Source organism: Arthrobacter ginsengisoli (assembly GCF_031456935.1).
In the GTDB taxonomy this organism is placed as follows: domain Bacteria; phylum Actinomycetota; class Actinomycetes; order Actinomycetales; family Micrococcaceae; genus Arthrobacter; species Arthrobacter ginsengisoli.
Genome location: NZ_JAVDVQ010000007.1, coordinates 45,404 through 68,654 on the forward strand (window position 1 = coordinate 45,404; position 23,251 = coordinate 68,654).

Below are 23,251 nucleotides of genomic sequence, written 5' to 3' on the forward strand. Positions count from 1 at the left end.
GGTTAATTGTCTCGTTCAGTCTCCGCCACCGGCCGCGGAGTGACGGTGACGGAGGCGACGGTTTCCAGCTTTGGATGCAAGTGGTCGCCGCCGTCGACCACGCCGGTCTGCCACCACAGTTTCAGCCCCTCCGGGGTGACTTCCAGGCCGGCCAGGTTGTTGTTGAACCATGGACCTCTGGTCCCGGACCAGCGGAACGGCGGGTCCGGGACCTTTGCCGAGCGCGCCACCAGCGCACCGACCGGCGTGGCCAGCCCGTAGGACATGATGGCCGCGAAGGACCTCATCAGCCGGGGCAGCGGGTTCCGGATAGGGGAGCAGACGGCCTGCACGATTCGGCTGCCCGAGGCACGTTCCACCTCCGCAACGTAGGAGTAGTGGACGTCCCCGGAGAGAAAGCTGATGGTGTCCGGTGCCGGGCCTCGTTTGCCATCGGCGACCTCGGTCACCATGTCCGCCACTTGACGGAAGCTGTTCTGGAAGGCGCCCCAGTGTTCAAGGTCCACCGCCCGGCGCAGCTTCTCGCCCACACCGGCCGCAACGCTTCCCCAAGCACCCTGGGAAACGGCCTCATTCCAGGACTCGACGTAATGCAGGCCCATCGGTAGCAGGAACGGCAGCGAGGTCGCCACGAGCAGGTGCCGGAAACCGCCGCGCATACGGCCGTCGAGCCAGGCCATTTCGGCCTTGTCAACGAGGGCGCGGTCGTCCGGGGTCAGGTCCCGGGCTGCGCGGGAGTCCACCACGATCAGCCGGGTATCCCCGAAATCCCGGCAATAGCTCCACCGGTAGGATTCCGGGTCCCGATCAGCCCGGTCCGCGAAATTGTCCAGCGCCGCGCTCACGTCGATTTCGTCCCCGCCGCTGTGGCCGGCGATCTGCTGCCAGATGGGATCCTCGGCCCGCTGCTGCGGTGACAGGTTCCCCAGATGCTGGTAGACCCAGTACGAGGCCAGCCCTGCGACAATCCGCTCATGCCACCAGGAGGTGGCCTCCATTTTCTTCTTCCAGCTCAGCGAGGTATTCCAGTCGTCGCGGATGTCGTGGTCATCGAAGATCATGGCGCTGGGCAGGGTGGACAGGAGCCACCTGTTCGCAGGGTCTGACCAGGCCAGAAAGTAGAGGTGGGCGTATTCCTCGTAGTCCTTGAGTTCCTCGCCCGGCGGTTCATTGATGTCGCGCCGGGCGCGGATGAACTCCTGCATCTGATCGCTGGTCAGGTCGGCGTACACCTGGTCGCCGAGGAAGGCCACCAGATCCGGCCACGGCAGGTCGCCGCCGGAGGCCATCCGCAAAGCGTACGCGCGCAGGGAGTCGACGCCATGGGTCCGGTTGCCGGACTCATCATGCGGGACACTGGTCCGGCAGGAGCCATACGCCATTCGCAGCGGCTTGCCGGGCTTCAGCGTCGCAATCATCGACGGCGGGAACCCGGTTGCCGGATCGGGCCAGACCGGGGTTCCGTTGACGTCGAGGGCGTAGGACGTGACGCTGCCGGGCTCAAGTCCGTCCAACTCCACCAGCGCGTAGTGGTGACCGTGGACCGCGAACGTACCGGCTCCCCAGTCCCTGCCGCCGGCGCGGACCGAGACCCGGGCAGCAAACCGGGTCTCCACCCAGACACTCGCCGAGGTCTCATCCACGTACCGCATCATCGGGCCGAGCACCAACGGAGAGGTCGTCATGACTCATTTCTACATGTTCCTGCCGGATGCGGCCATGGCGTCACTGAAATACCAAGCGGGGCGGGTCATCCTTGGAGCCGGATGGCTCTAACGTGGTTCCTCGCGGCGTCCCCTATCGGCAGGGGAACTGTCGGATTCGCCCGGCCCCCGGGCCAGTTGGTCACGGAGCCTGTTGATCTCGGCGGTTAGGCGGTCAAGCTCCTTGCTGCCGTTGAGTTCGTCCGCTGGCCTGCGGGCAGCGGTTGCGGCAGAGACACTTTCAACGAGCCAGGACGACACAGACGCGGTGACCATGCCCAGCACTGCAATCCCGCCGACCATCAGGGCCGCCGCAGCCCACCGACCGGGAATGGTGACCGGGTAAAAGTCGCCATAACCTATGGTTGTGATGGTGACCATCGCCCACCACAAGGAGTCCCCCATCGAGGTGATGTTCGCGTTCGGAGCGTTCTTTTCGAAGTGGAGGGTGCTCAGGGCAACGGTGTAGATCAACAGGACCGCGGAGAAAATGACGTAGGCCATGACGCGTGTCCTGATGGCGGTGCCCGGGGCCCGCTCCATGACCCGGCGCAAGGTGAACGGACGCAGGAGCCGCAATGGCCGGGCGACCGGGAGCACCACCATCAGAAGGTCCAGCGGGTGGCGGACGACCCATCGGCCCCGCTGGGGTGCCAGGAGCAATTTCACCATGTAGTCAACGCCGAAGGCGAGCCACGTTGACCCCATGACGAATGCCAGAGCGGCGGCGTAGGGCTCCGGCGGCTCGGCTATGACGAGGATGGAGTAGGCCGCCAGAAAGAGAAAAGCCGCAGCGACGAGGGGCCACTCGGAATACTTTTGCCAGGTTTCTTGCGTCATGGCTGAATGCTAGAACTTTGTCCTGCGGATGTCCCCACTAATCTGCAGTCCGGGTCCGGTCGGCACGTCGCGAAGGCCCTTCGATCCGGATGCTTCTGGCACTTCGGTTCCTTCGGTCCTCGCCGGCAGCAGGTCACCCGCGCGGCGCTGACAACCGTCAGCGGCAGCGGTACATTAGCGTTCTCAGGTGCCGGTCCGCGCTGGGCATGGCACGATTCCAGGACCAGCGGAGGCGACAAGCCATGGAGGAAAATCAGGGCAAATACGGAACCGGACGCGTGGGTGCGGGTGGGGACCGGGGGCACAGCCACAACCTCGCCAGCGAGCTTGGAGTTGTCGAGCAGAACATCCTGCTGCGGATCCAGGATTTTAGTGATCCACGGCAGGAATGGCGGCGTCTCTTCTCGGAGCTGTACGGCACATTTCTGCTCGTCATCGTCGCAGCCGGAGGTGGCATGATGAGCCAGGCATTCCCCGGTGTCATCAGCCGCACGGCGGCGGTCGTGGCCCCGGGCCTGATGGTGATGGGGATCATCCTGTTCATGGGCAAGATCTCGGGCGCGCATCTGAACCCTGCGGTCAGCATTGCGTTCGCGCTCCGGGGTGATTTCCAGTGGCGCCGGGTGCCAGGCTACGTCGCTGTTCAGCTCCTCGGAGCCACGCTGGCCTGCCTGCTGCTGCAGGCCGTGATCGGCGTCTCCGCCACCTACGGTTCGAACTATCCGGCGGCGGATTATTCAGCCGGCGCCGCGTTCTGGATGGAGGCACTCCTGACGCTGGCGCTGGTCAGCGTCATCCTGGGAACCGCCTCCGGGGCCCAGAACGTCGGGTTGCTCGGGGCATTTGCGGTGGGCGCGTACATTGCCCTGGCCGGCCTGTGGGGCAGTCCCATCTCCGGCACGTCGATGAATCCGGCACGAACGTTCGGGCCTGATCTCGCGGGCGGCAATTTCAGCGATTATTGGGTATATGTCGCCGGGCCATTGGCTGGCGCAGTGGTCGCCGTCGGGATCGCCTTCATTTTGCGCGGCGCGGGCGGCGGAAGGTCGGGTTCCGGAGCCGCGCAGGGAGACCTCTTCACCGAGGCCGCGAAGGAGCGACCCGGGACGCCCGGGAAAAGGGATCAATAGTGGTCGGCGGGACATCCATCAATTCCTGAGACACCCCGCCGCCACCGGGCGCCCCTGTCACCGGGTGGTTTAGCCGCGTGCTGCGGCGGCGTAGCTGGCGGTGGCGTAGGCCAGGGCGGCGGACATTTCCTTGAGCAGGTCCGCGTCGGTGTTGCTGATCGTGTCGCAGGCCTCGTGGTAGCAGGAATCGAGGTGCCTGCCGGCCACGCCGCCGTAGGTCTGCACCTGGGCCGTGGACTTCTTTTCCTCGTCGCCGCTGAACAGTCCGCCGCCGGGAATGCCGGCCTGCAGGAACGCGTCATAGTCGGAGCCGCCGTCAAAGGCAGTGGTTTCCGCCGGCAGCGAGTTCTCCTGGAAGAACCGGAAAAAGACGTCCTCGATCTGCTTCGAACCGGCCGGCCCGGCGTGGCCGAAATCCGAGCCGTCGCCGTCGTGAATGGACCGCACCCCGTTCGGGGAGGCCAGCATGTCCACGTTCAGGTTCGCCGCGGTCTGCGCCGTACCGGCCGGGCCCAGCTCATCGACGTAGTGCCGGGACCCGTAGAGCCCGTCCTCCTCGCCGCCCCAGAACGCAAACCGGACCCGGTTCACCGGCGTGATCCCGCTGTCCTTCAGCCACCGGGCGACCTCCAGCATGGCCGCGACGCCGCTGCCGTTGTCGTTGATCCCCGGCCCCTCCCGCACCGAGTCCAGATGGCCGCCGACCACCACGGTGTTCTCGGCGCTGCCCCCGGTATCGGCCAGGATGTTGAAGCTCTCGACCTGACTGCGGTTCCGGCCCTCGCCGCGGAAAGTGAACGCCTGCCGGACCGGGTTGTACCCGGCCGCGCGCAGCTGCTCCTCGACATAGCGCGCGGAGGCCTCATACCCGGAAGTCCCCGACGCCCGGTTGCCGTCATGGTCATCAGCGACACGCTGCAGCGCCTCCAGATGGCCCACCATGCCCCGGCCCTTGAACTCCGCCAGCACCGCCCGCGCGTCCACACCCCCGGCCGGCACCAGCCGCGGAACCGCGACACTGGGGCCGGTGGACTTACTGCCCGGGCCGCTGGTGACATGGCTGGTCGCTTCCGGGCCTGGGGAGCCGGCTCCGGACTCGGACGTACAGGCCGTCGCCGACAGCAGCATCACGGCCAGTACCGAAGGAAGTACGTGCTTGCGCAGAGTCAACATGCTGGAAACCCGTCATTGGTAGGTTTCGGGGCCGAAAGGTCAAAACGCTCGCCACTGACGCAGGGAGGCCGCGGTCACCGTTGAATCCGCGAATACCGCTATCAGTTTCGACCATTCTTGTGGATACAGCTGTATCTTCAATAGCGCGTTCCTGTGAAAGTGCTGTGCGAATTGGTTAGGCGGGGATCCGGCGGCGTCTTGGCCGGTGCGGATATACTTCTGTCCACCCTCCTGGCCGGCGGCAAGTGCCGGTTCCTGCACGGAAGGACGAGCAAAATGACCGTTTCCCCCCTGATCTGGGCAATCACCATGGTCGTCATCGTGGCCTTGCTCGCCTTTGACTACTTCTTCCACATACGCAAGGCCCATGTGCCCACGCTCAGGGAGGCGGCCGTGTGGTCGGCTCTCTACGTGGGCGTGGCCGTCATCTTTGGTGTCCTGGTGTGGGTTTTCGGCGGCAGCGGCATGGGCTCGGAGTACTTCGCCGGCTACATCACGGAGAAGGCCCTCTCCGTGGACAATCTCTTTGTCTTCCTGATTATCATCGCGAGTTTCCGGGTGCCCCGTGAGGACCAGCAGAAAGTACTGCTTTTCGGCATCATCTTTTCACTGATCGCCCGCACAGGATTCATCTTCCTTGGCGCGGCGCTGATCAATTCCTTCGCGTGGGTGTTCTACATCTTCGGCCTGATTCTTCTGATCACCGCGGGCAATCTGCTTCGCCCGGATGCCCATGGCGACGACCAGGCCGACAACTTCATGATCCGCATTGCCAGAAAACTTTTCCACACCACCGAGCATTACGACGGGGACAAGCTCTTCACCATCCAGGACGGCAAGCGGGCGTTGACGCCGATGCTGCTGGTCATGGTTGCCATCGGAGGAACCGATATTCTCTTCGCCCTGGACTCGATCCCTGCGATTTTTGGGCTGACCCAGAATGTCTACATCGTCTTCACCGCCACGGCGTTCTCCCTGATGGGCCTGCGCCAGCTCTACTTCCTGATCGACGGACTGCTGGACCGCCTCATCTACCTCGCCTACGGGTTGGCTGCCATTCTTGCCTTCATCGGTGTCAAGCTGGTACTCCACGCCCTGCACGAGAACACCCTGCCGTTCATCAACGACGGCCAGCCCGTTCCCGTCGTCGAGATCAGCACCGGTGTGTCCCTGAGCATCATCATCGGCGTGCTGACGGTCACCGTCATCGCCTCGCTGCTGAGCAAGGCCGGCATTGCACAGACCTCCATCAACAATGCCCGCCGGCACGCCGTCAACTACCTTGACCTTGAATACACCGCCGACGCCTCCGAACGCGAGCGCATCTACCGGCTGCTGACCGCAGAAGAGTCCCAGATCCTGGCCATGGATCCGAAATACCGGAACAAGGCCAAGGACATCGACAAGATTCGGGCACTCGTCGCGGAAGCGCACCGCCAGCACGAAGAGTACCTCGCCCGCTAGTTAGCGCGGGACACCGGAGCCGGATCCACTCGGGCGGGGTCGGTGGGGGAGAACACTCCGGCCGGCCCGTGGCTGGCGACCGTCATGGCGGCGTGCAGCCGGGAGAGCACGTCGGCAGGCGGCCCGCCTGCGGGGATGCTGGTGAACCGCGGGAATTCGGGCAGTAACCGGTAGGCCTCATGAAGGGACTCGAGGTCTTCGAGTTGTTCTGAGTCCGTACCCCGCGCGACTACCCTCGCATAGGCCTCGCACGGGTCGACGTCGAGATGGATGACCAGGTCGGGCTGGGGGAGCGTGCGGATGAGGAATGGCAGCCAGCGTCCCCTGGGAAGTCCGCGCACCTGGCGCAGCGCGAGCTGGCAGTGAAGGTGCCGGTCCATGACGACCAGGCCCTGGAATCGCCGGGCGCGGCGGTGCGCGTTCAGGACGTTGAAAGTGCGAACTGCCGTTTCGATGAGGTCCGCCAGCCGCGGGGGCAGGTGAACCCCGAATTTGGCGCCGAGCAGGGACATCCGTCGGCGGCCTGCGTGGTTCCGGAGGAGCAGGACTTTGTTCCCCGCGTGACGGGCGGCATCAATCATGGCCTGGGCCGCCGTCGTTTTCCCCGAGCCGTCAATCCCGGTTAATACGATAAGCAAGCAGTCTCCTTCTAGGGGTAGTGGTGTCAGGGCGCTACTTACCCAACGTTTGAACCCGTCGGATAATCCCTGGCCAAGGCGGTCCAGGCGGCTGCGGTCAGAGATTGTGGGCCAGCAGCTCCAGCCCGATCACTGAAATGCTCAGCACGACTTCGGCGAAGACGATGATGACCTTGTGGTGGAACGGCAGATCGAGACGCCGGATCGCGAGGTAGCCGATGACGAGAAGGGTGACAACCAGGACGACGATTGCCCATTGGAGTGCCACCGCCGTCGACCAGAGACCGAGGCCGGCCGCTGTGAGGAGCAGCAGCGGTGTCACCAAAACGCTGAGAGCCTCGGTGCTGACGGCGACCATGCCGCGAAACTCCTCACTGCTGGGAAGTTTCGCGTGGACCGTCAGGTGGCTCAGCAGATCGGCGACAAGGATCCCCAGCAGGGAACCGATGACCACGATGCTGAGGGTCGCCGCCGCAGCCGCGGGAGTCGTCTCGTTGGCGTGGCTCCCAAGCGCCAGTACTACCGCCAGGCTGGTGAAACTGATGTAGACGCGCTCCTTGAGGCTCGCCGCGCGTTGGCTGGCAGACGGTTCCGGCCGCCCGGTCGGTTCGGTCACATTCATCGAGGAAAGCCTCTCTGTGGTTGGTCGCGAACATCAGGCGCCGGGGGCGCGGTACTTGACCTCCGCCGCCATCCGCAGGGCGTCCATCGTTTCGTCAACGCTCAACAACACGGTCGTTTCGAATGACCGCAGGGCACCGCCTCCGGCGATGGCCAGCGACACCGCGGCCATGGAGACGTTGTCCGGGGCCTCCCACAGGTTGTAGCCGTCGTGGGCGCCGAATGAGTACCAGAAGCCGTGGAGCTTCCCTCCAACCGATTCGATATATGCCTTGGCAGCTTTTCCGCGGTCTTCCGGGTTGCTGATCATCCGGGCCCAGGTCTCAGGGGTATAGCTGAACTTCGACAGATAGAGCGGCATCGTCTTTCCCTTTCATCGCTGCGGGAGTGCGGATTCCCCTAGAATGGCAGTCCGCCGCCTGGCCAGCAACGCCACGCCGACACTTGGCATGGCGACCGTAAGGGCGACGGCGGTGAGTCCGCCGTCATGGGACGTCGTTCCCCAGTTGCCGAAGGAGAGCGTCGAGGACCGGCAGTTGGCCCCTGACCAGCCGGGTGCGGGCTGCGGGCGCTGCTGTCCACTCGGCGTTGTCGACCTCAGGGTAGTTTCGGACGATACCGGACCCCTTCGGCCATTCCAGTGAAAAGGTGTTGCTCACGATCCGTTCGGGCGAAAAGTCGGACTCGGCAGTGAACACCGTGATGATCTTGCCCGAGGGCTGCCGGAAGGCACCCAGCGGGAGATAGTCTGCAGCCGGTGCTGGGGTCCCCATTTCTTCGGCGAACTCGCGTTGCGCGGCGGCCAGTGGGTCCTCGTCGGGGAGGTATTCCCCTTTGGGAATTGACCAGGCGCGCGACTCCTTGCGCGACCAGAACGGTCCGCCCATATGGGCGATCCACACCTCCACTTCCGATCCAGGGCCGCGGCGGTAGAGCAGGATGCCTGCGCTTCGAATTGTCATGTGCCCTCCACGTGGCTGGAGTGTCAAACCGTGGTCCGGTGGTCCTTATCCGGCATCCGGGGCAGGGAGGAACTGGCGGTTCCTGATCCGTGATCCGCCGAATTCGACTGCCAATGGTTCAATCGCCCACGGCCCGCGGTCCCGCGTCTTGGGGCGGCCGACGGCAATGTGGGGGGTCCAGCGCGGGTACCTGAAGCCGAGGGCCCTTGAGCTGAGGATGAAGTCATCGACATTGTCCACCAGCATCTCGTCCAGCAGTTCATGCAGCGCCTTCACGAGCGAGACCTGATAGTCCCTTACATGGTGGGGCACTTCCACTTCCAGCCCGCTCACACGCCCGCCGCCCAGCAGGACCAGCCTCGCGGTGCTGGCGGAGAAGCCGCCCAGCGCCGGCAGCCCCTCCAGCCAGGCAACCGTCATGCGGATGGCTTCCTCGGCAGTCGTGTTGCCTTTGGTCCAGTCCGTGACGTCCTGGGCGAAGTCCTCCAGCACACCAACGTGCAGCAGGGTCAGGTGGAGGCCCTGCTGCCGGCGCAGAGCATCGACGCGGCTGCCCAGGCCCTCATAGTCGGCCGGCCCTGAGCCGATTCTGAGGACGGGTACCTCCACGGTGATGCGCGGCGCCGCTTGCATTCGGACCCCTCCCGCCGGTGCTGGCTGCCGGCTCTTGGTGCCATTATCCTCCCGGGCGGCGACCCGGCTGCCGTGGACGGCCGCCAGCCGGCAACCTTTGGCGGGTGCTACCGGCCAAGTGCCGTGGACAGGAGGAGCCGGACGGACTGGACTGCCGCCTCCCGCCGGCAGGGCCCGTTCCAGATTATGAAGTTGGTGAACCGGTGCGCCCCGGGACGGCCGGCCAGCCGCACGGCCGCATCCCTGATGGTCTGCAAATCGCGGACCGTCATCGGGAGGGAAGCCTCATCAGGGTGCCAGCTCGAGCCGAGCGGAAAATCCTTGAACGGCCTGGTCGACATTTCGATGTGTGCGCCAAGGACGGCCTTGACCGGATGCGCTGTACTGAAGTCGCAAAGGGTGCGGAGCGAATCCTGAAAGGCCGGAACGTCCTGCACATAGAGCCGGCCGGGATAAACCGTGTCTCCCGTGAGCAGCATACCCGTGTCGCCGTCGTAGATGGAGACGGCGGAAGGGTGGTGCCCCGGCGTCGGGATCACCTCAAGCACGCGACCGCCGAGATCAAATCTCGCCCTGCCCCGGGGCCAGCTATCGAGGCCAAAGAAGGCTGCAACATCTTCGGCGGCGTGTCCCACCACCCGGGTATGTCGCCGGCCTGTGAACTGCCCGTCCCCGGCGATATGGTCCCCGTGGGCGTGCGAGTGGGCCACAACGAGTTCGTAATCGTCCTTGGGATGCCCGTTCAGCCACCCCTCCATGAGTGTGTCGACCGTCGCCCGCAACGGAAACCGGGTGACATCCGCCGTCGCGCCCGTATCCAGAAGCAAGGCGCGGTCCTCGCCGAAGAGCAGGTAAAGGAAGGGCGCTTCAAAATTGTCGGTGATGCTCTGCCGGAGCAGGACAGTGTTCCCTGCCGCCCGGTGGACCTGGATCGGCGGACCAGCACTTCCCCGGCGGGACCGCCGCCTGCCCGCGCTCCAGCTAACGTCAAGATCCAGGTCGGTCACGGCATGATTCTTCCGGTGACGGCCGCGGCAGCGTCCGCGGTGCCCGTGGAACGCACGGTTTCGCGGGACATTTCCTCGGCCCGGGCCGGGGGACGGCCGTCGGCCCGGTATTCCTTGAGGAAATAGACCAGCCCGGCGGCGGCGGCAGAGGCGGCGGCAAGGGCGAAGAGCCCCGGCGCGACGCTTCCGGTCTGTTCCTTGATGATCCCGAATCCGACGGGCGCCACGAAGCCGCCCAGGTTCCCCAGCGAGTTGATGATGGCTATCGCCGGAGCCAGGACCAGCGGATGGAGGCCCGACTGGGGGATGGTCCAGAACAACGGGGACGCACTCTTGAAGCCCATCGCGGCGGCTGACAGGAAGACCAGCGCCAGGACCGGAGAGGCGACGGCGGCCGCGAGGGTCCCGACAGCGGCGACCAGGAGCGCGACCACCAGCAGCGGGCGCTTGGATTGCGCCTTGTCCTGCCACCGCGCCGCAAAATACATGGCCACCACGGCGCAGACCCAGGGAATCGCGGACAGGAATCCCACACTGAGGTCCGTGGTTCCCGGGATCCGCCTGATGATGCTGGGGAGCCAGAACGTGTTGGCGTAGACGGATAGCTGGATGGCGAAGTAGATGCCGCACAGCAGCAGGATCTGCGGGTTCAGCAGCATTCCCCAGCGGCCGGTATGTCCTTTGGCGGTCGCGTGCAGGGCGTCCTCTGCCGCGATCGCGGCGCCCAGGGCGGACTTTTCACGGCTACTCAGCCATCTGGCGTCCTGGACTTTGGCGTCCAGCAGGAAGAATACGATGGCCCCGACCACCACGGAGAGCAGCCCCTCGAAGCCGAACAGCCACTGCCAGCCGCGCAGGCCGAGGACGTCGTGGAGGCTGAGCAGCATTCCGGCGATGGGCCCGGAGATCGCGGCGGCGACGGAGGATCCGGCGATGAAAATCGCGGTGGCCTTGCCACGCTGGCCGGCCGGCACCCAGCGGGCGAAGTAAAAGATGACAGCGGGGAAAAATCCGGCCTCGGCAACGCCCAGCAGGAACCGCAGGACGAAGAACCAGGTCTCGTTCTGCACGAACGCCATCAGGAACGAGACGATGCCCCAGCTGACCATGATCCGGGACAGCCAGATCTTCGCACCGTACTTCTCCATCATGACGTTGCTGGGAAGCTCAAAGATGGCGTAGGCGACGAAGAACAGTCCGGCGCCAAGACCGTAGGCTGCGGCACCGATTCCCACGTCGGCCTCCAGCTGTGCCTGGGCGTAGCCGATGTTGGACCGGTTGAGCTGGTTGCACACGAGCATGACCAACATGACGGGCAGCACGCGCCTGAAGAACTTCTTCGTGGCCGTTGCCACGTCGGTGACGGCTGTATCCACGACCTGCATCCGCGACGTCCTCAGCTGTCGGTCCGGTGCCCGGTGGCGGGCGTGCGCAGCCGGCGCCGGGAGTTTGCCAGATGGCTGCGCATGGCCGCTGACGACGAGGGTCCGTCGCCTTCCGAAATGGCGGCATAGATGGATTCGTGCTCCTGCACCACCTGTTCGAAATGCTCACTCACGTCGTGCTCCCCGCCGGTCATCAGACGGGTTCGCGGCATGGCGATCATGGTCGGTCCCAGCGAGGCCAGGCAGTCGGAATAGAACGGGTTGCCGCTGGCCGCGGCGACGGCCCGGTGGAACTCGAAGTCCGCTTTCATGGCGTGCGCAGGGTGGGCCGCGCCGGCCGTGAATTCCTCGAGCGCCTTCCGGAGCGCGTGCAGCTGCCGTTCCGAGCGGTTGCGGGCGGCCAGGGCGGCAGCCTCGGATTCGACGCCGATGCGGAACTCCAGCAGCTGCACGCGGTCCTCCAGGCTGGCCACCGGCCGGCTTCCCGGTGCCGGCCGCGCGTCCGCCGGGGGAGGGGTCAGCGCGAAGCTGCCCCGCCCCCGTTCGGTTTCCACCAGCCCTTCGGCCTGCAGGCGCGTGAGCGCGGAACGGACCACTGTCCGGCTGACGCCGAATTCGTCGATCAGGGCGTTCTCGCTGGGGAGCTTGCCGCCCGGCTGGATCACGCCGTCCACGATGCGTGTGCGAAGATCGGCGGCGAGGTCCGCGGTCAGGTTCCGGCTCATGGCTTCTAGGTTACTTGCCGAATTCCACCGACTCCGTTGTCCAGGCCCGCGCCTGGTCGCTGAGGGTGATGCCCAGGCCGGGGCGGTCCGGAACCAGCATGCGGCCGTTCTTGGTTTCGAGGCGCTCGTTGAAGAGCGGGTCCAGCCAGTCGAAGTGCTCCACCCATGGTTCCCGCGGGTAGGCGGCAGCAAGGTGGAGGTGGATTTCCATGGCGAAGTGCGGGGCAAGGCCCAGCCCGCGCTCGTCCGCCAAAGCGGTGAGGCGGAGGAACTGCGTGATGCCGCCGACGCGCGGGGCGTCGGGCTGGATGATGTCGCAGCCGTTGGCGTTGATGAGGCCCTGGTGTTCGGCGACCGATGCCAGCATTTCGCCGGTGGCGATGGGGGTGTCCAGGACCCGGGCCAAGTGCGCGTGGCCTTCGTAGTCGTAGGCGTCGAGGGGCTCCTCGATCCAGATGAGGTTGAATTCCTCCAGTTGGCGGCCCATCCGCAGGGCGGTGGCGCGGTCCCACTGCTGGTTGGCGTCAACCATCAGCGGCACGTCCCAGCCGATGTGTTCGCGGACGCCGGCGACGCGGCGGAGATCCTCGGCCGTGTCCGGCAGTCCAACCTTGATCTTGATGCCGCCGATTCCCTCGTCCAGGAGGGCAGTGGCGCGGGCTTTCACCTCGTCGAGCGAGGCGTTCAGGAAGCCCCCGGAGGTGTTGTAGGTCTGCACGGAGTCCCGGTAGGAGCCAAGGAACTTGGCTAACGGCAGTCCCGCGCGCTTGGCCTTGAGGTCGTAGAGCGCGATGTCGATCGCCGCCAGTGCCTGGGTGGCAACACCCGAGCGACCGACTGAGGCGCCCGCCCACAGGAGCTTGGTGTAGAGCTTGCCGATGTCATTCGGGTCTTCCCCGATGATGCCTTCGGCGACCTCCTTGGCGTGGGCATACTGGGCCGGGCCTCCGGCACGCTTGGAGTAGCTGAAACCGATGCCGCTGTGGCCCTGCTCGGTGGTGATCTCGGCGAAGAGGAAGACGACTTCGGTCATGGGCTTCTGGCGGCCGGTGAAGACCTTCGCGTCACTGATGGGGACGGCGAGCGGCAGCCTTGCGGTGGAAAGTTTTACGTGGCGGATCAGATCAACGCTGGTCATGGATTCTCCCTGGAGGCGGTGGCCGGGCTGAACCGCCCTGCACACACTTAGATTACAAGTAGCCTACTTGTATAACAAGTACTTTCCGGAAGGAAGTCCCTAGGCCAGGAGCCAGGCGACGACCAGCAGCGCACCGACGCTGAGGACAGTGGTGCAGAGGATCACGTCGCGGGCCACAGTCATGCCGCGGCCATACGGGGAGGCGAAGAGAAACACGTTCTGGGCCGTGGGCAGGGCTCCCATGATCACGCAGGCGAGGAGGTGCTGGCCCTCCAGGCCAAAGACGAACCGGCCCAGGACCCACACAATCAGTGGCATTCCGGCGACCTTCAGCAGCGTGGCCACGATCGTTTCGGTGCGTCCGTCGTCCTTCTGCAGCGGCGCCTTTCCCGCAAGCGAGAGCCCGAAAGCGAGCAAGACCATGGGGACCGCTCCGCCGGCGAGCATGTCGATGGGCCTCGCAAGCAGGTCCGGTACCGTCCAGCCCGTCAACGCGACGGCGGCGCCGAGCCCGGAGGCGATGATCATCGGATTGGCGAACGGCTGGACGAGGAGCCTTTTCCAGGAGATTCTGGCTCCCGACGCCAAGCCCAGCACGGTGAGGTAAAAGGGGGCCATAACGAGGATCTGGACCAAGAGCACGGGAGCCACGTGCTGGGCCGTCCCTACGGCGTAGAGGGAGACGGGGATGCCGATGTTGTTGGCGTTGGCGTAACTGCTCGCCATCGCGCCCACGGCTGTCTCGGCGACCGGGCGGCGGAAAAACAGGAAACTGAGCAGGCAATAAAGAAGCCCCGCTGCCGCTGCTGAGAGCAGCGCCAGCGGGGCGTCCGTGCCGAGAGCGGCCCGGATGTCGCTGCCGGCCACCACGGTGAACAGCAACGCCGGGTTGGTGACGTAGAAGGCCGTCCGGGTCAGGGCGCCCTGCACTTCCGGTCCCAGGATCCGCATCCGGGCGGCGCAATAGCCGACGGCGATGACGGCGGAAACTATCAGGATCCCGGAGACCACGCCGACCAAAATTCGCCCTTACCTTAGCTGTTCACATTGACTTGCCTGTCCCCGCCGAGAGTGCGTCAGCGGACGAGGCACGGCCTCTTGGGGTCGAAGGTCCAGCCCTCGAGGTAGAACTGCATGCCGATGCTGTCGTCGCGGGCGTCGAGCCCGTGTTCCAGATAAAGCTGGTGGGCTTTGTCCAGGGCGCTGCGGTCCAGTTCGATCCCCAGGCCCGGGGCGTCAGGAACCTCGATGGCGCCGTTCCGGATCTGCAGCGGTTCCCGGGTCAGGCACTGGCCGTCCTGCCAGATCCAGTGGGTGTCCAGCGCCGTGATCTCGCCCGGAGCGGCCGCTCCCGTGTGGGTGAACATGGCCAGGGAGATGTCGAAGTGGTTGTTCGAATGCGAGCCCCAGGTCAGGCCGAACTCGGCGCATAGCTGCGCCACGCGGACCGAGCCGTGCATCGTCCAGAAATGCGGGTCGGCGAGGGGGATGTCCACGGAGTTGCTGCGGATGGCGTGGGACATTTCGCGCCAGTCCGTGGCGATCATGTTCGTGGCAGTCTTCAGCCCGGTGGCGCGGCGGAACTCGGCCATGACCTCACGTCCGGAGAAGCGGCCTTCGGCGCCGCAGGGATCTTCGGCGTAGGCCACGACGCCCTGCATGCGCTTGCCCAGGCGGATCGCTTCGTCCAGAAGCCAGCCGCCGTTGGGGTCCAGGGTAATGCGGGCATCCGGGAAGCGCGTAGCAAGGGCCGTGACCACGTCCACCTCCGCGTCGCCGGAGAGGACGCCGCCCTTGAGCTTGAAGTCGCTGAAGCCGTACCGTTCCTGAGCTGCTTCGGCCAGGGCCACTACGGTTTCGGGGGTCATCGCTTCCTGCCGGCGGAGCATTTCCCACCGGTCCGCCGGTGCGTCCTCGACGAGGTACGGCAAATCCGTCCGGCTATGGTCGCCGATAAAGAAAAGGTAGCCGAGCATGGGTACCGAGTTGCGCTGCTGCCCATCGCCAAGCAATTCGGCGACGGGAACCCCGAGGAACTGCCCGTGCAGGTCAAGGAGCGCGGATTCGACCGCCGTGACCGCGTGGACGGTCGTGCGCAGGTCGAAGGTCTGCAGGCCGCGGCCGCCCGCGTCGCGGTCGGCGAAGTCCGCTGCGACGTCCCGCAGCAGCGAGCGGTAGCGGGCCACCGGCTTGCCCGCCAGGAAGGCTCCGGCCTCCTCGATGGTGGTGCGGATTTTCTCACCGCCCGGCACTTCGCCGAGGCCGGTGCGTCCGTCCGAATCGGTAATGATCACGATATTGCGGGTAAAGAACGGGCCGTGTGCGCCGCTAAGGTTCATCAGCATGCTGTCGTGCCCGGCGACCGGGACCACTTCAACGTGGGCAATGGTTGGCTGGGTGGTCACGCGTTGACCTCTGCTCTCACTGTTGCTGCCGCATTGTTCCCGACGCCGTTGATCCTGCGGTTCAGCCGCCACGGGTTGTCGTCCTGGAGCGGCACGGGGAGCAGTTCCTGGGGCAGGTTCTGGTAGGCGACGGGCCGCAGGAACCTGTTGATTGCCAACGTGCCCACGGAGGTGGTCCTGGTGTCCGAGGTGGCGGGGAACGGGCCGCCGTGGACCATCGCGTGCCCGACCTCGACGCCGGTGGGCCAGCCGTTGACAATGATCCGGCCGACCTTCTGCTCCAGTACCGGGATGAGGGGAGCCGCCGCCGCGTAGTCCGTCGCGGTGAGCTGCAGCGATGCGGTGAGCTGGCCTTTCAGGCGCTGGGCGGCGTCGACGAGTTCCTCGCTGGTCGAATAGCGGATCACCAGGCTGGCTGCGCCGAAGACTTCTGCGTGCAGCACGGGGTTGGACACGAACTCGCTGACGCTGGTGCCGAAGATGGAAGGGGCCGGGGCGTTTTCGGTGGTGCCGGGAGTGCCCTGCCCGATGACGTCCACCTTGTTGGCGGAGCCCAGCGCCTCCGCGCCTGCATTCCAGGATCCTGCGATTCCTGCGGTGAGCATGGTCTGCCCGGCGCAGGAGGACACGGCCAGGCCGACGGCGGCAGCAAATTTGTCGCCCGCTTCACCGGTGGGCGCGAACAACAGTCCGGGTGAGGTGCACAGCTGGCCGGAGCTGCCCGTGACGGCCGCGACGTACTGCGAAGCCAGCGCGTTGACGTCGCCGGTGAGGGCTCCGGGGAAGACGAAGACCGGGTTGAGCGAGGACATTTCCGCATAGACCGGAATGGGCTCCGGCCGGGCGGCCGCGGTGCGCATCAGGGCAATTCCGGCGGACTGCGAGCCGGTGAAGCCAACTGCCTTGATGGCCGGATCGGCGACGAGGGCTTGGCCGATGCTGCTGCCCGGGCCGTATACCAGCGAGAACACGCCGGGGTGCAGCCCGAAGTCCCGCACCGCCTTGGCGATGGCCTGCCCGACGAGTTCGCCGGTACCGGGGTGTGCGTTGTGGGCCTTGAACACCACCGGGCAGCCGGCGGCGAGGGCGGAGGCGGTGTCGCCGCCCGCCGTCGAGAAGGCCAGCGGGAAGTTGCTGGCACCAAAAACGGCGACGGGACCGAGCGGGATCTGCCGCTGGCGGATGTCGGCGCGCGGCAGCGGAGTGCGGTCCGGCAGTGCGGGGTCGATCCGGACGCCGCGGAAATCTCCCTGGCGGACGACGCCGGCGAAGAGCCGGAGCTGGCCGGTGGTGCGGGCGCGCTCACCCTGCAGGCGGGCGGCCGGCAGGCCGGTTTCCAGGCATGCCCGGATGATGAGCTCTTCGCCGATCGCCTCGATGTTGTCGGCGATGGCCTCGAGGAACCGGGCGTGGGTTTCCGGGTCGAGCGTGCTAAACGAGGCGAAGGCCTCGGCGGCTGCCACGGTCGCCTCCGTGAGCTGCTTCTCGGTGAGTAACGAGTAGGCCGGTTCAAGTTTTTCGTTCGTGGCGGGGTTGACGCCGAACGTGGTTTTACCGTGGCCAGCGAGCGGCCGGTTGGCGATCAGGGAGTGTCCGGTGAGGGTCACGGTGTTCCTCCTAGGAAACAGTTGCGATGAGTGCTTTGAGGTCAGCGAGGTCCTGCGGCGCGAGGTCCTGCAGTGGCGGACGGACTCCTCCGGCGGAACGGCCAATCGCGTCGAGGCCGCCCTTCACGATAGAGACGGAGTAACCCTTAACCCGGTCCCTGATGTCCAGGTACGGGATCACGAACTCGTTGAGTTTCTTGTTGACTGCAACGCGGTCCTCGTTGCGGACGTCCTGGTAGAAGTCGAGGGCGAACTGCGGGACGAAGTTGTACATCGCGCTCGAATACGTGCTCATGCCCAGCTGGAGCAGCGGAAGGGCGAACGTCTCGGCCGTGGGAAGCCCTCCGAGGTAGAAGAGCCGGTCGCCGAGCTTGGCGTAGACCCGGGCGTCGTGCTCGAGGTCGCCAACCCCGTCCTTGAAACCGATCAGGTTCGCGTGCCGGTCCGCGAGGGCGGCGACGGTGGTGTCCTTGTAGATGGCGTTCGCACGGTTGTAGATGATGACGCCGAGGGAGGTGGACTGGCAGATGGCACTGACATGGTCGATCAGGCCGCCTTGGTCCGCCTCCGTCAGGTACGGCGGGAGGAGGAGGAGCCCGTCGGCCCCTGCCGCTTCGGCGGCCCGGGCATTTTCGATGGCCTGGGCGGTGGATCCGCCGGCGGAGGCCAGCACGGGTACGCGGGCTCCGACCTCCTCAACAGCGGCACGGACCACCCGCTCCGATTCTGCAGGAGTCAGGGAGAATCCCTCACCGGTGCCGCCGGCGGCGAACAGGCCCGCAACCGGGAAGCTCGCCTGCCAGGCAAGATGCTTGCGGTAGTTTTCCTCGTCGAACTGCAGGTGCGCATCGAACGAGGTGACAGGGAAGGAGAGCAGTCCCTCCTTGAGGGCGTTGGCCAGTTCCTGGGGTGTGTATTTTGCCACGATATGTCCTCCGGATGGGCGCCGTATTGGCGCAAATGGTGTGCTTCCCCTTCAGCGTAGGCTCGCCTCTCATGCCTGTCTAAGTTCATTTTTGTATGTATTGATACCCTGCGTGCATCGTCCTGACGAGCCCTCCGGTTGATACAAGGTCATTCCATTTGATATTCCAGTTCGGTCAGCAGTCGACCCAGCGCAGGGTTTTCCACCTTGCGATTCCAGATGGCGTGGAGTTCCACGGGTTCCCCCTTGCTGCCCGCCAAGGGCAGGAATTCAACACCGTGGATTCCCAGGGCCGTCGCGGAGTGCGGCACGAAAGCGACGCCGCGGTTGGCTGCCACCAGCGAAACCATCGTCAGGATCTGGCTCACCGTGTGGACCACGTTGCCGTGCTGGACCGGGAACGTGCGAATCACGAGGTCGTAGAAGTACCGCGCCTGCAGTGGCGAGTGCATGATGATCGGCTCATCCTTGAGTTCGTCGTTGTCGATGTCCCGGCCCAGGAGTGCCAGTGGGTGACCCGTCGGGACGGCGAGCACCAGGGACTCGCGGTAGAGCAAATGGGAATCAAACACCTCGCCGTCAAAGGGTGGCCGGGCCAGGCCAAGATCCAGTTCGCCGGTCTGCAGCGCCTGAACCTGCTCGCCGGTCACCAGTTCCTGAAGGTCGATGTCGACGTCGGGCAGCCTGGTGGCGATCTCCTCCAGCAGGGGGCCCAGAATGCTGAGGCCACTCGCGGCAGTGAAGCCGATGCGCAGGAGGCCCGAACGGCCCGAGGCGATGCGCCGCGCGGTCAGGGGAGCACGCTCGGCGAGCGCCAGCAGGCGCCTGGCCTCATCGAGGAAGGCAACGCCGGCATGAGTCAACTGAACCTTCCGGTTGTCGCGTTGGAGGAGTTCGGCGCCGACACTCCGTTCCAGCTTCTGGATCTGCCGGCTCAGCGGAGGCTGGGTCATGTTGAGGCGTTCGGCCGCCCGGCCGAAGTGAAGCTCCTCCGCTACCGCGATAAATCCTGCCAGCTGGTCAAAGGTAAACATTATGCCTTCCGGGTATCACTTGATGCACATTTGGGCTTAGACACGCATCATAGCGTCTCCCTACACTCAATTCAGCGAACTGGCGTGATGCGGTTCACATGCTTCCAGGGCTCAGGCCCCGACCACCAATGAGGAGTTTCAATGATGCACTTCCCAACGCGCCGCGCCGTTCTCGGGGTGGCCTCCGCCGTCACGCTCTTGGCACTGACCGCCTGTGGCAACGTCGCCGGCGGCAGCACCGATTCCGCAAAATATCCGAATGGGCCGGTCAACTTCACGGTTGGCCAAGCGCCCGGGGGCAGCACCGATCTCATCGCCCGCGCCATCTCGGAAGGCGCCGCCAAGACCCTCGGCGCCCCGATGCCGGTGGTGAACAAGCCGGGAGCCAACGGCGCACTGGCCAGTAAGGAGGTCGCGGGCAAGCCGGCCGACGGACAGAACCTGGTTCTGCTCAACGCCTCCCTGATCACCATCACCCCACTGGCTGTCACCCCGGACGAGGCAGTGGACATCGATGACTTCGATGTCATCGCCGGTTTGTCCCAGGACGACTACGTGCTCGTCGCCAGCGGGGATTCAGGGTTCAAGACCATCAAGGATGTGACCGGGGCAGGCCGGAACATCACATTCGGCACCACGGGCGTGGGCACCGGCAGCCAGCTGGCGCAGACGGTGCTTTTCAAGCAGGCCGACGTGAAGGGAACCGATGTGCCCTTTGACAGCGGCAAACCGGCATTGACTGCGGTACTGGGCAACCAGGTGGAACTGGCAACCGTCCAGCTCGGCGAAGCGATGCCGCAGATCAAGGCAGGGAAAGTTACCCCGCTTCTGGTGTTCTCCGAAGAGCGGAACTCCTTCCTTCCGGACACGCCCACCGCCAAGGAATCTGGCTATGACGTACCCGTGGCCCAGTACCGGGCAGTTGCTGCTCCGAAGGGAACCCCGCAGGATGTGAAGGACAAACTGCTCGCCGCCCTCCGGGAGACGTTCAAATCGGACGCCTACAAGTCATTCAATGAGCAGAACCTGCTGACCCCGAAGGAGATTTCCGGCGAGGAAGTCGTCACACAGTGGAAGGACTACGCCGCGAAGTACAAATCCCTGGTGGAGAAGTACAGCATCAGCCTCAGCGGGACGAAGTGATTCGTGTGACAGCAGCACACCCCGTGTCCGCCGGAGAGGAAAGCCATGCCGCTTCCCGCTCCGGCGGGGACGCCCCCGGCACTCCCGATGACTTTCCGGAGGATCTCACGCCCGAGCAGCTGGCCGCCCAGTGGGAGGACGAAAAGCCTCCTGCCGCCGGTGCCCTGGCCAATGCCGCCGCCTCGCTCGTGGTCCTCGGCGTCGGCACCGGTGCGCTGCTCCTGTCGTTGGCGATGGGCCTGGGTACTCCGGCAGCGCCGCAGCCCGGACTGTGGCCGTTTATGATCAGCTGCGTCATGGTGGTCCTTGGACTCTTCCAGCTCGTCATCGGGCGGCACAACCGGGACGCGGAGAAATTCACCCGCATGTCGATGGCTCCCCTGACCGGGCTCGTCACACTCGCCGCCATGGTGGCACTGATGCCGGTGATCGGCTTTGAGCTGCCCGCCGTCGTTCTGTGCATCATCTGGATGCGGTTCCTCGGCGGCGAAACCTGGCGCTCCACACTGCTGGTCAGTGCCATCGTCGTGGCTGCGTTCTACGGCATTTTTGTCCTGGCGCTCAACACCTCCATTCCCCACCTCTTCTAGGAGAACCCCCGTGGATTTTCTGAATCCCGTGATCAACGGATTTGCCGTTGTCCTGGAGCCGACCAACCTCCTGTACTGCCTGATCGGCGTCGTCATCGGCATGTTGATCGGTGTGCTGCCCGGACTGGGGCCCGCGGCAACCATCGCCATCCTGCTCCCGCTCACCTACAACGTCGAACCTGTCACCGCCATCATTATGCTGGCCGGCATCTTCTACGGGGCACAGTACGGCGGCACCATCACGTCTGTGTTGCTGAAGCTCCCAGGCGAAGCATCGTCGGTGGTCACGGTCTTTGACGGCTACCAGATGGCGAAACAGGGCAAGGCGGGCACCGCACTCGGCCTGGCCTCCATCGGCTCCTTCGTCGGCGGTACGGCCGCCATCATCGGCCTCACTTTCCTGGCGCCGATCGTGGCGAGTTTTGCCCTCGACTTCGGCCCGGCCGAATACTCGGCGCTGGCTCTGCTCGGGATCCTCCTCGTGGCAACCATCAGCAACGGATCCAAGACGAAGGCGCTCATCGCCGCGGCCCTCGGATTGCTCCTCGCCACGGTGGGGCGCGACATCTTTACCGGCGAGAGCCGCTTCACATTCGGAAGCCTGGAGCTTGCTGACGGCATCGACTTCGTCCCGATCGCGATGGGCGTGTTCGGACTTGGCGAAATCCTTTACAACCTCGAGGAACGGCACCGCGCCGCCAAGGCCCCCTCGAAGGTCACCAACGTCTGGCCCTCCCGCGCTGACCTCAAGCAGGCCTCGGGAGCGATCGGCCGGGGCTCGGTCCTTGGCTTCTTCCTGGGAATCCTGCCCGGCGGCGGCGCAACCATTGCCTCGATGGCGTCCTATGCCATGGAGAAAAAGCGGGCCAAGCAGCCTGAACGGTTCGGAAAGGGTGCTCCCGAAGGCGTCGCCGGTCCCGAAACGGCCAACAACGCCGCCGCAACCTCGTCGTTCATCCCCCTGCTCACGCTGGGGATCCCGGCGAACGCCACCATGGCGCTGATGTTCGGTGCACTCCTGATCCAAGGTGTGACGCCCGGTCCCCAGCTCGTCGAAGAGCACCCGGACCTGTTCTGGGGCGTTGTGAATTCCATGTATATCGGCAATATCCTGCTGCTCATCATGAGCCTGCCGCTGGTTGGGCTGTTCGTAAAAATCCTTCGGGTGCGGGCGGCAATTCTTGCCCCCGTCACCGCCCTCATCACTCTGCTGGGCGCGTACACCATCAACAACAGCATGTTCGATGTAACGCTCGTCGTCGTATTCGGCATCATCGGCTACCTCATGAAGAAGTTCGGCTTCGAACCGGGACCGCTGGTGCTGGCCTTCGTCCTCGGGTCCCTTCTGGAAAGCTCCTTGCGCCGGTCCCTGCTCGTGTTCGGCGGGGACCCGACGGGATTCTTCGGCCGCCCGATTTCGGCGACGCTGCTCATCGTCTTCGTGCTGGTCGCAGTTTTCCCGGGCATCCGGACCGTGCTGGCCAAGCGCAAGCCCTCCGCCCCTGGAGTGCCCGCACCTGAACAAATCAAGGAGAAGGTATGAGCATCATTGTCGGTTTCGTCCCCACGCCTGCGGGGGAGGCCGCACTCACGGCCGGCATCGCGGAGGCCTCCCTCCGGAACGAAGACCTCGTCATCGTCAATTCGGCACGCCAGGGCGCACTGGTAGACAAGGCCGTTGCCACCGCCGCGCTTCTTGAGGAGGCGGCCAAACGCGCCGCGGACGCCGGCGTTACGGCCTCGGTGATGCAATCCTCGTATCAGCAAGACTTGGCGGACGAGTTTCTTGACCTCGCCCGGGAGGTCAATGCCTCATTGATTGTCATCGGCCTGCGGCACCGCTCCCAAGTGGGCAAATTCATCATGGGCAGCCATGCCCAGCGCATCCTGATCCAGGCTGACCGTCCGGTTCTCGCCGTGAAGGCCGACGGCGCCGGGCGCTAGGGGGCCACTGCGCGAGGCCCGCGGCAGGGCGGGTCCGAACCACCAGGTTGGGACCCGCCCTGCCGCGCGTCGCCCGGAGAAGTTTGCCGGAACAGCCGGGGGGCCGACGACGGCTGGGGGAGAGAACCCCGGTCTCAGAGGGCTCTCAAGCGTCGCCGACCCCGTTTCGCGCCGGACTACACGG

General features: G+C 65.3%; 23 protein-coding genes. 6 read left to right on the plus strand and 17 right to left on the minus strand.

The window, feature by feature from the left end:
• Positions 1-2: 2 nt before the first annotated feature.
• Together J2X01_RS10050 and J2X01_RS10055 are read right to left on the minus strand one after the other, a co-directional pair.
• Complete coding sequence (locus J2X01_RS10050; protein ID WP_310056428.1) at positions 3-1,685, minus strand: alkaline phosphatase D family protein; 1,683 nt, start codon at positions 1,683-1,685, stop codon at positions 3-5.
• Between the two features lie 87 nt (positions 1,686-1,772).
• Positions 1,773-2,543: a potassium channel family protein gene (locus J2X01_RS10055; protein WP_310056429.1), complete on the minus strand. Its 771-nt coding sequence runs from the start codon at positions 2,541-2,543 to the stop codon at positions 1,773-1,775.
• Between the two features lie 242 nt (positions 2,544-2,785).
• Between J2X01_RS10055 and J2X01_RS10060 the strand changes: the two genes are divergently transcribed.
• The gene (locus J2X01_RS10060) at positions 2,786-3,673 is read left to right on the plus strand and encodes an MIP/aquaporin family protein (protein WP_310056430.1); all 888 of its coding nucleotides are present in this window, start codon (positions 2,786-2,788) and stop codon (positions 3,671-3,673) included.
• Between the two features lie 69 nt (positions 3,674-3,742).
• On the opposite strand, the gene J2X01_RS10065 is transcribed toward J2X01_RS10060, so the two are convergent.
• On the minus strand, positions 3,743-4,846 hold the full coding sequence (locus J2X01_RS10065) for a M20/M25/M40 family metallo-hydrolase (protein ID WP_310056432.1): 1,104 nt from the start codon (positions 4,844-4,846) through the stop codon (positions 3,743-3,745).
• Between the two features lie 276 nt (positions 4,847-5,122).
• On the opposite strand from J2X01_RS10065, the gene J2X01_RS10070 reads away from it, so the two are divergent.
• Positions 5,123-6,310 carry a TerC family protein gene (locus J2X01_RS10070; protein ID WP_310056434.1) on the plus strand — a complete coding sequence of 396 codons (1,188 nt, stop codon included), beginning with the start codon at positions 5,123-5,125 and terminating at the stop codon, positions 6,308-6,310.
• Here J2X01_RS10070 and J2X01_RS10075 read toward each other — a convergent pair.
• The 14 genes from J2X01_RS10075 to J2X01_RS10140 all read right to left on the minus strand — a co-directional run bounded on the left by J2X01_RS10075 (position 6,307) and on the right by J2X01_RS10140 (position 19,390).
• On the minus strand, positions 6,307-6,948 hold the full coding sequence (locus J2X01_RS10075; protein ID WP_310056435.1) for a dTMP kinase: 642 nt from the start codon (positions 6,946-6,948) through the stop codon (positions 6,307-6,309). The two genes, J2X01_RS10070 and J2X01_RS10075, sit on opposite strands and share 4 nt — an antisense overlap.
• A 97-nt stretch (positions 6,949-7,045) precedes the next feature.
• Positions 7,046-7,570, minus strand: a complete 525-nt coding sequence (locus J2X01_RS10080) for a hypothetical protein (protein ID WP_310056437.1) — start codon at positions 7,568-7,570, stop codon at positions 7,046-7,048.
• A 33-nt stretch (positions 7,571-7,603) separates the two neighbouring features.
• The gene (locus J2X01_RS10085) at positions 7,604-7,930 is read right to left on the minus strand and encodes a GYD domain-containing protein (RefSeq protein WP_310056439.1); all 327 of its coding nucleotides are present in this window, start codon (positions 7,928-7,930) and stop codon (positions 7,604-7,606) included.
• Positions 7,931-8,054: 124 nt separating this feature from the next.
• The gene (locus J2X01_RS10090) at positions 8,055-8,531 is read right to left on the minus strand and encodes an NUDIX hydrolase (protein ID WP_310056441.1); all 477 of its coding nucleotides are present in this window, start codon (positions 8,529-8,531) and stop codon (positions 8,055-8,057) included.
• Between the two features lie 45 nt (positions 8,532-8,576).
• Positions 8,577-9,164: a hypothetical protein gene (locus J2X01_RS10095; RefSeq protein WP_310056442.1), complete on the minus strand. Its 588-nt coding sequence runs from the start codon at positions 9,162-9,164 to the stop codon at positions 8,577-8,579.
• Positions 9,165-9,271: 107 nt separating this feature from the next.
• Positions 9,272-10,171: an MBL fold metallo-hydrolase gene (locus J2X01_RS10100; protein WP_310056444.1), complete on the minus strand. Its 900-nt coding sequence runs from the start codon at positions 10,169-10,171 to the stop codon at positions 9,272-9,274.
• Positions 10,168-11,556 (minus strand): MFS transporter, encoded by a 1,389-nt coding sequence (locus tag J2X01_RS10105; protein WP_310056446.1) that lies wholly within the window; start codon positions 11,554-11,556, stop codon positions 10,168-10,170. Before J2X01_RS10105 ends, J2X01_RS10100 begins: the two co-directional genes overlap by 4 nt.
• 11 nt (positions 11,557-11,567) lie before the next feature.
• The gene (locus tag J2X01_RS10110) at positions 11,568-12,281 is read right to left on the minus strand and encodes a FadR/GntR family transcriptional regulator (RefSeq protein ID WP_310056448.1); all 714 of its coding nucleotides are present in this window, start codon (positions 12,279-12,281) and stop codon (positions 11,568-11,570) included.
• Between the two features lie 10 nt (positions 12,282-12,291).
• Positions 12,292-13,419 (minus strand): L-talarate/galactarate dehydratase, encoded by a 1,128-nt coding sequence (locus J2X01_RS10115; protein ID WP_310056450.1) that lies wholly within the window; start codon positions 13,417-13,419, stop codon positions 12,292-12,294.
• A gap of 99 nt (positions 13,420-13,518) precedes the next feature.
• Positions 13,519-14,439: an AEC family transporter gene (locus tag J2X01_RS10120; protein ID WP_310056452.1), complete on the minus strand. Its 921-nt coding sequence runs from the start codon at positions 14,437-14,439 to the stop codon at positions 13,519-13,521.
• A 56-nt stretch (positions 14,440-14,495) separates the two neighbouring features.
• Positions 14,496-15,824 (minus strand): enolase C-terminal domain-like protein, encoded by a 1,329-nt coding sequence (locus J2X01_RS10125; protein ID WP_310056454.1) that lies wholly within the window; start codon positions 15,822-15,824, stop codon positions 14,496-14,498.
• A complete protein-coding gene (locus J2X01_RS10130) occupies positions 15,821-17,431 on the minus strand; it encodes an aldehyde dehydrogenase (NADP(+)) (RefSeq protein WP_310056456.1) in 1,611 nt (536 codons plus the stop codon). The genes J2X01_RS10125 and J2X01_RS10130 overlap by 4 nt, the downstream gene beginning before the upstream one ends.
• A 10-nt stretch (positions 17,432-17,441) precedes the next feature.
• Complete coding sequence (gene kdgD, locus J2X01_RS10135; protein WP_310056457.1) at positions 17,442-18,356, minus strand: 5-dehydro-4-deoxyglucarate dehydratase; 915 nt, start codon at positions 18,354-18,356, stop codon at positions 17,442-17,444.
• 149 nt (positions 18,357-18,505) lie between these two features.
• The gene (locus J2X01_RS10140) at positions 18,506-19,390 is read right to left on the minus strand and encodes a LysR family transcriptional regulator (RefSeq protein ID WP_310056458.1); all 885 of its coding nucleotides are present in this window, start codon (positions 19,388-19,390) and stop codon (positions 18,506-18,508) included.
• 141 nt (positions 19,391-19,531) lie between these two features.
• Here J2X01_RS10140 and J2X01_RS10145 point away from each other — a divergent pair, with 141 nt between their 5' ends.
• The 4 genes from J2X01_RS10145 to J2X01_RS10160 are packed head-to-tail and all read left to right on the plus strand — an operon-like array spanning position 19,532 to position 23,067.
• Complete coding sequence (locus J2X01_RS10145) at positions 19,532-20,533, plus strand: Bug family tripartite tricarboxylate transporter substrate binding protein (RefSeq protein WP_310056459.1); 1,002 nt, start codon at positions 19,532-19,534, stop codon at positions 20,531-20,533.
• 5 nt (positions 20,534-20,538) lie between these two features.
• A complete protein-coding gene (locus J2X01_RS10150) occupies positions 20,539-21,123 on the plus strand; it encodes a tripartite tricarboxylate transporter TctB family protein (RefSeq protein ID WP_310056461.1) in 585 nt (194 codons plus the stop codon).
• A 10-nt stretch (positions 21,124-21,133) separates the two neighbouring features.
• Entirely contained in the window at positions 21,134-22,666 is a 1,533-nt protein-coding gene (locus tag J2X01_RS10155; RefSeq protein ID WP_310056464.1) for a tripartite tricarboxylate transporter permease, read from the plus strand.
• Positions 22,663-23,067 (plus strand): universal stress protein, encoded by a 405-nt coding sequence (locus J2X01_RS10160; RefSeq protein WP_310056466.1) that lies wholly within the window; start codon positions 22,663-22,665, stop codon positions 23,065-23,067. Before J2X01_RS10155 ends, J2X01_RS10160 begins: the two co-directional genes overlap by 4 nt.
• The last annotated feature ends 184 nt before the right edge of the window (positions 23,068-23,251 follow it).

Coding starts and splice junctions, on each gene's coding strand:
- J2X01_RS10145 (WP_310056459.1), top strand. CDS start 19,532: ATGATGCACTTCCCAACGCGCCGCGCCGTTCTCGGGGTGGCCTCCGCC.
- J2X01_RS10160 (WP_310056466.1), top strand. CDS start 22,663: ATGAGCATCATTGTCGGTTTCGTCCCCACGCCTGCGGGGGAGGCCGCA.
- J2X01_RS10070 (WP_310056434.1), top strand. CDS start 5,123: ATGACCGTTTCCCCCCTGATCTGGGCAATCACCATGGTCGTCATCGTG.
- J2X01_RS10050 (WP_310056428.1), bottom strand. CDS start 1,685: ATGACGACCTCTCCGTTGGTGCTCGGCCCGATGATGCGGTACGTGGAT.
- J2X01_RS10140 (WP_310056458.1), bottom strand. CDS start 19,390: ATGTTTACCTTTGACCAGCTGGCAGGATTTATCGCGGTAGCGGAGGAG.
- J2X01_RS10085 (WP_310056439.1), bottom strand. CDS start 7,930: ATGCCGCTCTATCTGTCGAAGTTCAGCTATACCCCTGAGACCTGGGCC.
- J2X01_RS10110 (WP_310056448.1), bottom strand. CDS start 12,281: ATGAGCCGGAACCTGACCGCGGACCTCGCCGCCGATCTTCGCACACGC.
- J2X01_RS10115 (WP_310056450.1), bottom strand. CDS start 13,419: ATGACCAGCGTTGATCTGATCCGCCACGTAAAACTTTCCACCGCAAGG.
- J2X01_RS10090 (WP_310056441.1), bottom strand. CDS start 8,531: ATGACAATTCGAAGCGCAGGCATCCTGCTCTACCGCCGCGGCCCTGGA.
- J2X01_RS10080 (WP_310056437.1), bottom strand. CDS start 7,570: ATGAATGTGACCGAACCGACCGGGCGGCCGGAACCGTCTGCCAGCCAA.
- J2X01_RS10095 (WP_310056442.1), bottom strand. CDS start 9,164: ATGCAAGCGGCGCCGCGCATCACCGTGGAGGTACCCGTCCTCAGAATC.
- J2X01_RS10055 (WP_310056429.1), bottom strand. CDS start 2,543: ATGACGCAAGAAACCTGGCAAAAGTATTCCGAGTGGCCCCTCGTCGCT.
- J2X01_RS10065 (WP_310056432.1), bottom strand. CDS start 4,846: ATGTTGACTCTGCGCAAGCACGTACTTCCTTCGGTACTGGCCGTGATG.
- J2X01_RS10105 (WP_310056446.1), bottom strand. CDS start 11,556: ATGCAGGTCGTGGATACAGCCGTCACCGACGTGGCAACGGCCACGAAG.
- J2X01_RS10060 (WP_310056430.1), top strand. CDS start 2,786: ATGGAGGAAAATCAGGGCAAATACGGAACCGGACGCGTGGGTGCGGGT.